Genomic DNA, 8,783 nt, shown 5'->3' with positions numbered 1-8,783 from the left:
TCGGAATGGATGCGACACTTCCCTCCGATCCGCGTTGCATCTATGTGGGGGGCGACTTCGAGGCTCGGTATGCACGGGTAGATACGAGCATGCAGGTCGAGACGCAAGTGGCATAGAGATAGTGCAATTCCTAGTCTTGCTGGCGGAACTAGCCGCAGCAGTGCGGGCAGATGCACTCGCAAGTTACGCCTACTGCAGACACGGGCAGCGGGCAGCGGGCAGCGGGCAGGGCAGCAAAGCGGCGATCGCGGCAGCAGCTCAATGTGGTCAGCGCCAACGCGGCGGTGGAACTGGCGGCGGGCAAGACGGTGCACCTGGCCACCGCCGGCGGCGCCAGCGTGACGATCGAGGGCGGCAACATCACTTTCGCCTGCCCGGGCAACATCCGCGTGCATGCGGCCAAGAAGTCCTTCGTCGGGCCGGCGCAGCAGAGCTATAACCTGCCGGTGTTCCCGCAGGCCGTCTGCAAGGAATGCCTGCTGCTAGCGGCCAAACGCGCCTCTCCTTTTACGCCTAAGGGGTAGCGCGATGGCGATCGTATTTCCGGACAGAACGTGGGGCGGTCCGGCCGAGGGGGCAAGCCGCTACCTGTTGCTGGACGGGGCGCAATGCCATGCTCCAGCACAGGTGCTCGACCGTCTTACCGCAAGCGCCATCCGCCTGTTCGATGGTGTACTGGCCGACGGATCGGCCGATGCGTCGGTCTACTTGGTGGCGTTACCGGCCGAACTCAATATGCGCAAGGTGTTGGCACGGATAGCATCTCAAGCCGATTCGCTGGGGGCGGCCACGTTCTTGGATTCACCGCTGTCGCTTTCTGAGTTGGTCCAGCGCTTGATGCGCAGGCTGGATGCACGGTTGCCGAACGGCAAGGAATTCCTTGCACGCTTCTATGACGGACGTGTGCTGCCGCTGCTGGCAGCGGTGATGCAGGATTCGCAGTAACAGCGGTTCTTGTCGCTGGGTCTGGAATGGCACTATGTGGGGCCCGACCACAGTTGGCGGACGCTGCCGTTGACAGTTCCTGCGTATGATCCCTACGTGCCGCCGCTGGAACTGAATTCGGAGCAGCGGCGCAGGCTCATTGACGACAGCTACCCCTACACACTGATCGACCACTTCCAACTGACGGACCAGGAACTGCTCGATCGCATTCCCGGGCCGGACCAGTACAGATTCTTTCGCGCCTGCGTCGCCCTGGCTGAACGTTACGGCATCCGCGATGGTGGCCGGATTCTGATGATCTGCACCTGGGCACTGCTGAGCGGGGAGGATTTCCATGAGCAGCCTGAGTGGAGCAAGCGGCTGGAGGACTTCGCGGCCGGCCGTCGCACCGCCCGCCAGATCGGTGAAGATGCCTATCCCATGGTAGAGGACTGGCAAGAATGAGCGCCGGACAGGAATATGGGCGCAGATGGATGGCAATGATGACCTGCGGGATCGTCCTGCTGGCCTTGGGCATCGTGTTGGTTGGCTGTGCCCGTGCAATGGCTAGCGGTAAGGGCACGTCCAGGTATCTACTGGAAAGTTTGAGTAACGAGCGATGCGAGTAGGTTCTTGTTGAGCGGATGGCTGGGACACCCGTCGGGACAATCACATAATGAGAATCAGGCAATGGATGGTATGAAGTCGGCGTTTGTTGCAGTAGGCATAATTCTACTGGTGGTCATGATGGCAGTGGCTGGTTGCGCGGTGGCCAAGGGCCGTGACAAGTCCAATTACCTGACATTGTTCGCGTACAACTACACGGATCGCTATATTCTGGATATCACTGTGGATGGTATGTGGATGGGGGGGGGCAGATGCTTACACCAATGGCGGGAGCGCAATGGGGCCGAAACCACCTCGAGACCTCAGTAAGCGGCACAACGTGACTGTAAAATGGCGCGTCTCGGGGCTTTACGACATGAAAAGCGATCAATATAAGCGCATGCCTGTAGTGGAAAGAAGCGAAGTGATCTCTCTGAAGTATCCCTATCCGCCGGACCCAAACATGCTTTTGTTGCATTTCTATCCGGACGGTCATGTCGAGGCGGAACTGGTGGGGAAGCAGCAGAATCATTGGGAGATGCGCAGGCTACCCATCCCGGAAGGACACAAGGATCATGGACGAAACTAGGGACCCCACCGAAATTCCGGGTCAGGTCGATCTGGAGCCGGGCTCTCCCGATCCGGTCGTCGATGCTGATCCCTCTGCACGCATCGCGCGATTGGCGCGTGGGACGCGGTCGTTAAGTGCTGCGGAACGTGACCGGCGTCAGATGGCGTTGATGTGCACGATGCCGGGTCCGGAGGAAGCCACTACCGGATGTACCCAGGTTCTGCATCTGGCGGTGTTCTTCGATGGGACGGGCAACAACCGCGACGAGGAAATGGCCAAGCCCGAAGAAAGGCGTGCCTTGTCCAATACTGCACGCCTGTTCTACGCACATCAGAAAGATACTCCGCAAATTGTGCGGAATTATCTGGCCGGCGTCGGCACGCCCTGTCGGGAAGTGGGCGACGAGGGTGGCACCCTGGGTTTGGCGATAGGCAAGGGTGGTGGCGAACGCGTGGCCTATGCGCTGGAGCAGTTGGACGCACTGATCGACAAGCAGCCGCCAAGCATGAAGATCCTCATCGTCAACGTGTCGGTGTTCGGATTCTCGCGCGGCGCGGCGCAGGCACGTGCCTTCGCACGCGACCTTGCCGAGCGCTGTGAGCATCAGGCGGACGGAGGTTGGCATTACCGCGACATCCCGATACGGATCGGCTTCATGGGCGTGTTCGATACGGTGTGCTCGGTGTGGTCGAGCATGGCCGGGGCACTGATCAATCGCAACGATGGGCATGGCGAGTGGGCGCATGACGTCAAGCTGCCAACCATGGTGGAGCAGTGTGTGCACATGACTGCCGCGCACGAGTTGCGGGGGCAGTTCCCACTCGATTCCACCCGCGACGACGCGATTTACCCGCCCAATACCCTGGAGGTCTGGTACCCCGGCGTCCACTCGGATGTGGGCGGCGGCTACGATCCAAAGCATCAAGGCCGCAAGAACAGCATCGCCCGCTTCGCTCTGAACGAGATGTACGACATGGCCCGCGCTGGAGGCGTGCTGTTGCAGTCCATCGAGTCGTTGGATCCACTGATCCAGGATGAATTCGACAAAGACGACCCAGAACTGCGTGCTGCCTACAACGGCTACTTGCAGGCGGTGCGGCTCAAGCGCGGGCGCATGGAAGACGTGCAAGCCGCGCATATGGAGCTACTGCACCGCTGGCTCAGGCTGCGTGTGGAGCGCGGTGACGATCTGGATTCGATGCAGCGCCTGGCCGCACGCCAGCAGGCGCTGGAGGCAGAGCTCACGACCCTGCATCGCCGGCGTCGGCAACTGGAAGGGCCGCGCACTGGCGATGCTTTCCCCGCACCTGTCGGGGAAGCGGACAGGGCCGAGTGGAACGAGGTTTGGGCGCAGATCGAGGTGAAGGACGAGGAGCTCTCAGAAGTGAAGAAGCAGCGCAAGGGCCTGGGCCGCGAAACCAGCGCACTGGAGCGCGGCATGACTCGGCTTCGGCGCAAGCGGGCGGCCCGTGGGAAGCTGACATTGAGCGAGCGCACCATGCTTGAAGCTTGGGACGATGCACGGCCGCTACCGGAATCCGTGGCGGCCTTCTTCGACGATTATGGCCACGATTCGGTTTCGCACTGGTTCATGGGCGACCTGACCGCGTGGCGCACGCTCTACTTCGGCGCTACCAAGTACAAGCCGGAGCAGGCCAACGCTTCTGCTGATACCCGCTTGGAAAGCTCGCTGGCAGAGGCCGGGCGATAGGCGCGTCTGGTGCCGGTACGCGGATGGTCGGCTACGTTGACGGGCGCCTGCGTTCTGGAGCGAGTGGAAGGGCCGATATGTGTCGGTGCTGATTGATAGAACGATTTCGCCTGCTCGGGCAACATCCGCGTGCATGCGGCCAGGAAATCGTTCGTCGGGCCGGCCAGTCTTGGCTACGGGTTACCTCTGTTTCCCGAGTCAGTATGCGTCGAGTACATGCTCAAGGCTGCACGTAGCGGAGCGCCCTTCGCGGCGTTGCAATGAGGTACTTCGCCATGGCTACCGTCGCTTTTGCCAGCGATCACTTTACCGCCCAGCAACTGGACACGCTTGCCGCATCGATCTGCGGCGCATCGCAGGCACCTGCTTGGGCATTGGCCGACTCGGTCGCCGAGCCATATATGACCGTGGAATTGCAGGTGCTGGGACAGTCGGTGGTGGACGAGGACCACCCGTACAGGTCGGCGTTCGCTTCGGACGAGGAAGCGCTGCAACTTTGGGACGCGATCATCGAGTCGCTGCGGCCGCGTCCGGGAGCGGCGTCTCCAGGACAGTGAACGAGACGGCATCAGCTAGGTGAGTTCCTATGACTGCCATTCATTTTCCGGTCACCGCGTCGGGTCCGGGGACGTTCCATAAAGGTAGCGAAACCCTGCGTCTACCGAATGGCCTGTCATCCCCCGCCGGCGCGGCCTGCTCTCCCCAGCAGACCGCGCCATCCCATCCCCCGTTGTGTGCGCTATTGCGGCGCGGCGAAGCGCGAGGCCGCCAGGCGGATGCTCCACACCAGTTCCACCATCGCCAGGTTGTTGAGCAAGGGCTCGCGTCCCAGGATCAGCCAGTAGCCGGCGCCATCCACCCAGAACGGCACGAACGACCAGTCCGGCAACAGCAGCTGCGGTTCGCTGAAGAAGGAGACATAACGCTGCGCGCCGTTCCAGCCGCGCTGCGACTGGCGTTGGGCGAAGCCGGAGAAGTCCGCCGCCGCCACCGCGAGGGTCTCGGCTTCCTCCGGCGACAGTCCGGCCTGGCCCAGGCAGAAGCCGCCGTCCGAAGCCAGGGCGGCGCGGCGCTCGCCCGACAGCGGCGCGATCACGTGCTGGGCAAAGTCGTCGAGGCGGATCTCCGGGCCCGGCACCGGCCGCCGCAGCAACTGCAGCCATTGCTGGTCGCGCGCCTCGCCCAGCAGGTGCGAGGTGTCGCCGCCGACCTGCTCGCGCCACTGCGGCAGCGACAGCGAACCGTTGGTGCTCAGCAGCAGCTGCAGCGCGCGCTGCATGCGGTCCGGCTCGGCACTGGCGAAGGCATGCAGCACGCCGAACGGCGTGGGCATCAGCCAGGTGTCTTCCTGTTCGCTCATGGTCGTGGACCTGTCGGGGTTTGCGGGTCGCGCGCAGCAGTGCGCGTGCATGCGCCCAGCAGGTCGCGTTGTTCGAGCCAGCTGGCGGTGCGCGACCAGCGATCGTCCAGCGCCAGTTCCTCGCGCCGCAGTTCGCGGGCGGCGAGCATGAAGGCCAGCTTGTCCTGGCAGTTGATGCAGTGGTCGAGGAATTCGCTTTCCACCCGCGCGGCCAGGGTCGGGTCGCCCTCGCACAGCGCCTGCACCACCTCGCGCGCGAGCCGGCGCGAATGGTCCGGATTGGCGCGGCGCACGCGTGCAGGCACGTCGGCCGAAGGATGGGCGAGCACGCTCCAGCGCGTGGCCAGCGGAGTGACGAGCGGCAGCGGATAGCCCTGGCTGTTGCGGGCGAAGGCCTCGGCCACGTGCGGATTGAGCCGGCTCTCGGTCATCTGCAGCGCCGCCACCCGCAGCGCTCGCTCGCTGCGCGGAAGACTGACGTACAGGTCGGCCAGCGCGCCCTGCACCGGTTCGCTGTCGGCCATCTGCAGCGCCGCGTGCAGGCGCGCCATGTGCGCGCCCGCGTCCTGTGGCGACAGCAGCAGCCTGCGCGCATGCGCGCGCAGCTCGAGGTGGGCCTGCCGTTGTGCGGCGGAGAGGGTCATGTCGGCGCTCAATCCAGCAGGGTGTCCATCAGGTCGATCATGAACTCGGCGTCCTCGGCGGACATGGCCTCGAATCCCTGGGACAGTCCCAGCGCGTCCAGCACCACCTGGTCGCCGGCATCGCCGTTGTGGCCCACGGCGAGCAGTGCCTCGCGCAGCGCCGGCAGCGTGTCGGCCATGCGCGGGTGCGCCAGCAGCACGTGGCTGATGTCGCACAGGGCGCTCTCCACCAGCGGCTTGAGCTGCTCGCGGGTCAGCCGCGACAGTTCGTGCCAGGCGTCGGCCAGCAGGAAGCCGGCGTCGGCCTGCTGCTGGATCAGCAGCCGGGCCACCGCCTGGAAGCTGCTGGCCTGCACCCATTCGATGTTCGTTTCGTCCAGGTCGGCCGGTTCCAGCAGGCGCAGGCCGATCAGCTTGACGTCGCGGTTGTCGGTCAGCGCGATGCGGCTGCCGGGCCCGAGGTCCTCGACCTTCTCCAGCGGCGATGCGGCGGCGGTGGCGATCACCATCTCGTCGGGGCGGCCGATCGGCCGCGCGAAGGGGATGTAGCCCTCGTTGCGGATCAGCGTGCTGGCGTCGAACGGATTGGCGTAGATCAGGTCGGCCTTGCCGGCGGCCAGCAGGCGTGCCTGCTCGGCGGCATCGCCGGGCATCAGCAGGTGCAGGCCGATTCCCGAGCGGCGCTGCAGCAGGGTGCTGAGCATGTACCAGCCGGAGAAGCGCCCTGGGGCGAAATCCGGGGCGACGAGGAAGTCCACGGTCATGGCGCCGCCCTCCCGCCGCCGCCCGGCTCCTGCTGCAGCCATTGCCGGTACAGCGGGATCAGCGCCTCGATCTTCTGCCGCGAGGGCTTGCGCCGCACCGAGGTGTAGCCGACCACCTGGCCGTCGCGCACGTTGGCGATGACGGTGGCGTAGACCCAGTAGTAGGCGCCGTCGCGGCGCAGGTTCTTGACGTAGCCGTTCCACTTGCCGCCGGCCTGCACCGTGTCCCACAGGCCCTTGAAGGCGACTCGGGGCATGTCCGGGTGGCGAAGGATGTAGTGCGGCGCGCCGATCAGCGCCTCGCGCGGCCAGCCGCTGAGTTCGACGAAGGCGGCGTTGGCATGGGTGATCACGCCTTCCAGGTCGGTGCGCGAGACGATCAGGCGCCCGTCGGGATAGGGCACTTCACGATCGCACCAGTGCACGATGCGGCTGCTGCCGTCGTGGTAGCGCAGCCGCGTGCTGCGATGCGGCTCCTGCGGTTCGGTCATGTCGGGCAGGGGCATGCGCGTGTGTCCTCTAGAGGATCTGCGAGAGCGCCTGGGCCGCGCGCTTGATGTCCAGGAACACCAGGCCGAGCTTGGCGCTGGGCTTGGCCAGCACGGTGAGCACGGCCTCGCTGCCGGCCGCGCTCATGATCACGTAGCCGCGCTCGCCCTGGACCAGCACGCGTTCCAGCTGGCCGCGGCCGAGTTCGCCGGCTGTACGCTCGCCCAGCGAGAGCAGGGCGGCCGACATCGCGCCGATGCGGTCCTCGTCCATGCCCTGCGGCATGGCCGAGGCGATCATCAGGCCGTCGATGGAGATCAGTGCCGAGGCCTCGACGTCGGCGGTGGACGCGTTGAGTCCTTCAAGGGCCTGTTGCAGCTGTTGCGTGCGCATGTCGTCTTCCGGTTGAGTGCATGCGAGGCCATGCAACACCCATTGGAATGCTTTTGCCGGAATATTCCCTTGATCTGAATCAAGCATGCCCGGCCGCGGCGTCCGCCCATGCGGCCCGGCACGGTCACCAGCGCAGGTCGGCCCAGACCAGGTGGTGGTCGCTGCCATCGGCGATGGCAGCCTCCGGCTGCGCTGCTGCCGGCCAGAACACGCCGCCGCCGGCATACCCAAAACCGACCGAGGGCAGCACGTAATCCAGCCGCAAGGTGCCCGAGCGCGGACCGAAGTCGCCGGTCGCCTGCGCGGCCGCGCCGCGGCGGACGATGCCGCGCTCGGCATAGGCCAGGCCGGCCTGCTCGGCGCCGTCGCTGCGCGGCGTTGGATGGCGCAGTACCCGCGGATGTTCGAGCAGTTCGACGATGGCCTCGTGGCGACCGTCGCCATCGGCGGGATCGTTGTTGAGATCGCCCAGGATCACGAAGCGGGCATCGCCGGCCAGTCCGCCGCAGCGTCCCTGGTCGTCGCACAGCCAGGGCTTGTCGCCCGCGCCGAGATACTCGCGCCACAACCTGATCTCGTCGTGGTTGCGCGCCAGGTTGCGCCGTTCCGGTCCGTCGAAGACCGGCGGCGTCGGGTGCGAGGCCAGTACGTGCACGGTGCCGCCCGGGGTGCGCACCGGCACGTCCCAGTGCGACTTGGAGGACAGCCGCAACTGCCGCCAGACCGGATCGGGGTGGAACGGCTGGCCGCTGGCCGGATCGAGCGGGCGCAGCGCCCCCGGCATCGCGCTCCACTTCAGCAGCTGGAAGGTGCGCACGGCGGCGCTGTCGATGGGATGGCGCGACAGCACCAGCATGCCGTACTGGCCCGGATGCAGGCCGTAGCCCCAGGCGTCGCCGCCGCGCCTGCGGCGGGCGGCCTCGTCTTCGTCGGCGGCAGGCGAGGGCGGCGATACCTCGCCATCGTTGTCCAGGTCCAGGCCGCTCGGCACGCCGGTGTTGACCGGCGCCAGGTAGCGGTAGGGATAGTGCAGCGGCTCGCCGCCGCCGGGCTGGGCCGTCTCCAGGTAGCGTCGCTGGAACAGGTCGGCGGCCAGGTGCGCCGGGTCGTAGTCGAACTCGTTGAGCAGCACGACGTCCGGGCGTACCCGCTGCAGCACCGCGGCGATCTTGCGCGCATGCGCACTGTCGCCCTGCAGTTCGCGGATCAGCCCGCCGTCGTGCTGCGAGTACAGCGACGTGTTGTAGGTCGCGATGCGCAGCGTGGCGACGGCGGGGACGGCGGCGTGCGCGGCGGCGAGGGTGCAGGCCATGGCCAGCAG

At 65.9% G+C, this 8,783-nt stretch carries 11 protein-coding genes and 1 pseudogene; 6 read left to right on the top strand and 6 right to left on the bottom strand.

The window, feature by feature from the left end; all coding sequences use genetic code 11:
- Nucleotides 1–170 precede the first annotated feature (170 nt).
- From LRX76_RS17260 to LRX76_RS17235, 6 genes are all read left to right on the top strand, one after another.
- Entirely contained in the window at nucleotides 171–524 is a 354-nt protein-coding gene (locus LRX76_RS17260; protein ID WP_269450942.1) for a DUF2345 domain-containing protein, read from the top strand.
- A gap of 4 nt (nucleotides 525–528) precedes the next feature.
- Nucleotides 529–945: a DUF4123 domain-containing protein gene (locus LRX76_RS17255; RefSeq protein ID WP_231806863.1), complete on the top strand. Its 417-nt coding sequence runs from the start codon at nucleotides 529–531 to the stop codon at nucleotides 943–945.
- Nucleotides 946–954: 9 nt separating this feature from the next.
- Nucleotides 955–1,389 carry a hypothetical protein gene (locus LRX76_RS17250; RefSeq protein WP_231806862.1) on the top strand — a complete coding sequence of 145 codons (435 nt, stop codon included), beginning with the start codon at nucleotides 955–957 and terminating at the stop codon, nucleotides 1,387–1,389.
- A gap of 517 nt (nucleotides 1,390–1,906) precedes the next feature.
- Entirely contained in the window at nucleotides 1,907–2,119 is a 213-nt protein-coding gene (locus tag LRX76_RS17245) for a hypothetical protein (protein WP_231806861.1), read from the top strand.
- The gene (locus LRX76_RS17240) at nucleotides 2,106–3,812 is read left to right on the top strand and encodes a DUF2235 domain-containing protein (RefSeq protein ID WP_231806860.1); all 1,707 of its coding nucleotides are present in this window, start codon (nucleotides 2,106–2,108) and stop codon (nucleotides 3,810–3,812) included. Before LRX76_RS17245 ends, LRX76_RS17240 begins: the two co-directional genes overlap by 14 nt.
- Before the next feature lie 275 nt (nucleotides 3,813–4,087).
- Nucleotides 4,088–4,369: a T6SS immunity protein Tli4 family protein gene (locus LRX76_RS17235; RefSeq protein WP_231806859.1), complete on the top strand. Its 282-nt coding sequence runs from the start codon at nucleotides 4,088–4,090 to the stop codon at nucleotides 4,367–4,369.
- 182 nt (nucleotides 4,370–4,551) lie between these two features.
- Here the strand turns inward: LRX76_RS17235 and LRX76_RS17230 are convergent, their stop codons facing one another.
- The 6 genes and pseudogenes from LRX76_RS17230 to LRX76_RS17205 all read right to left on the bottom strand — a co-directional run.
- The gene (locus tag LRX76_RS17230) at nucleotides 4,552–5,172 is read right to left on the bottom strand and encodes a hypothetical protein (RefSeq protein WP_231806858.1); all 621 of its coding nucleotides are present in this window, start codon (nucleotides 5,170–5,172) and stop codon (nucleotides 4,552–4,554) included.
- Nucleotides 5,169–5,816, bottom strand: coding sequence for a hypothetical protein (locus LRX76_RS17225; protein ID WP_231806857.1), 648 nt, complete (start codon nucleotides 5,814–5,816; stop codon nucleotides 5,169–5,171). The genes LRX76_RS17230 and LRX76_RS17225 overlap by 4 nt, the downstream gene beginning before the upstream one ends.
- A gap of 8 nt (nucleotides 5,817–5,824) precedes the next feature.
- Complete coding sequence (locus tag LRX76_RS17220) at nucleotides 5,825–6,580, bottom strand: phosphate/phosphite/phosphonate ABC transporter substrate-binding protein (protein ID WP_231806856.1); 756 nt, start codon at nucleotides 6,578–6,580, stop codon at nucleotides 5,825–5,827.
- On the bottom strand, nucleotides 6,577–7,086 hold the full coding sequence (locus tag LRX76_RS17215) for a PAS domain-containing protein (protein ID WP_231806855.1): 510 nt from the start codon (nucleotides 7,084–7,086) through the stop codon (nucleotides 6,577–6,579). Before LRX76_RS17215 ends, LRX76_RS17220 begins: the two co-directional genes overlap by 4 nt.
- Nucleotides 7,087–7,099: 13 nt before the next feature.
- A complete protein-coding gene (locus LRX76_RS17210) occupies nucleotides 7,100–7,462 on the bottom strand; it encodes a roadblock/LC7 domain-containing protein (RefSeq protein ID WP_231806854.1) in 363 nt (120 codons plus the stop codon).
- 124 nt (nucleotides 7,463–7,586) lie between these two features.
- Nucleotides 7,587–8,747: pseudogene (locus tag LRX76_RS17205) on the bottom strand (endonuclease/exonuclease/phosphatase family protein); the annotation flags it as partial.
- Nucleotides 8,748–8,783: the final 36 nt, after the last annotated feature.

Origin of the sequence: Stenotrophomonas sp. MMGLT7, assembly GCF_021168555.1 — a bacterium.
Classification (GTDB): Bacteria; Pseudomonadota; Gammaproteobacteria; order Xanthomonadales; family Xanthomonadaceae; genus MMGLT7.
Note: the sequence above shows the minus strand (reverse complement) of the source record. Positions and strands in the feature narration are given on the sequence as shown.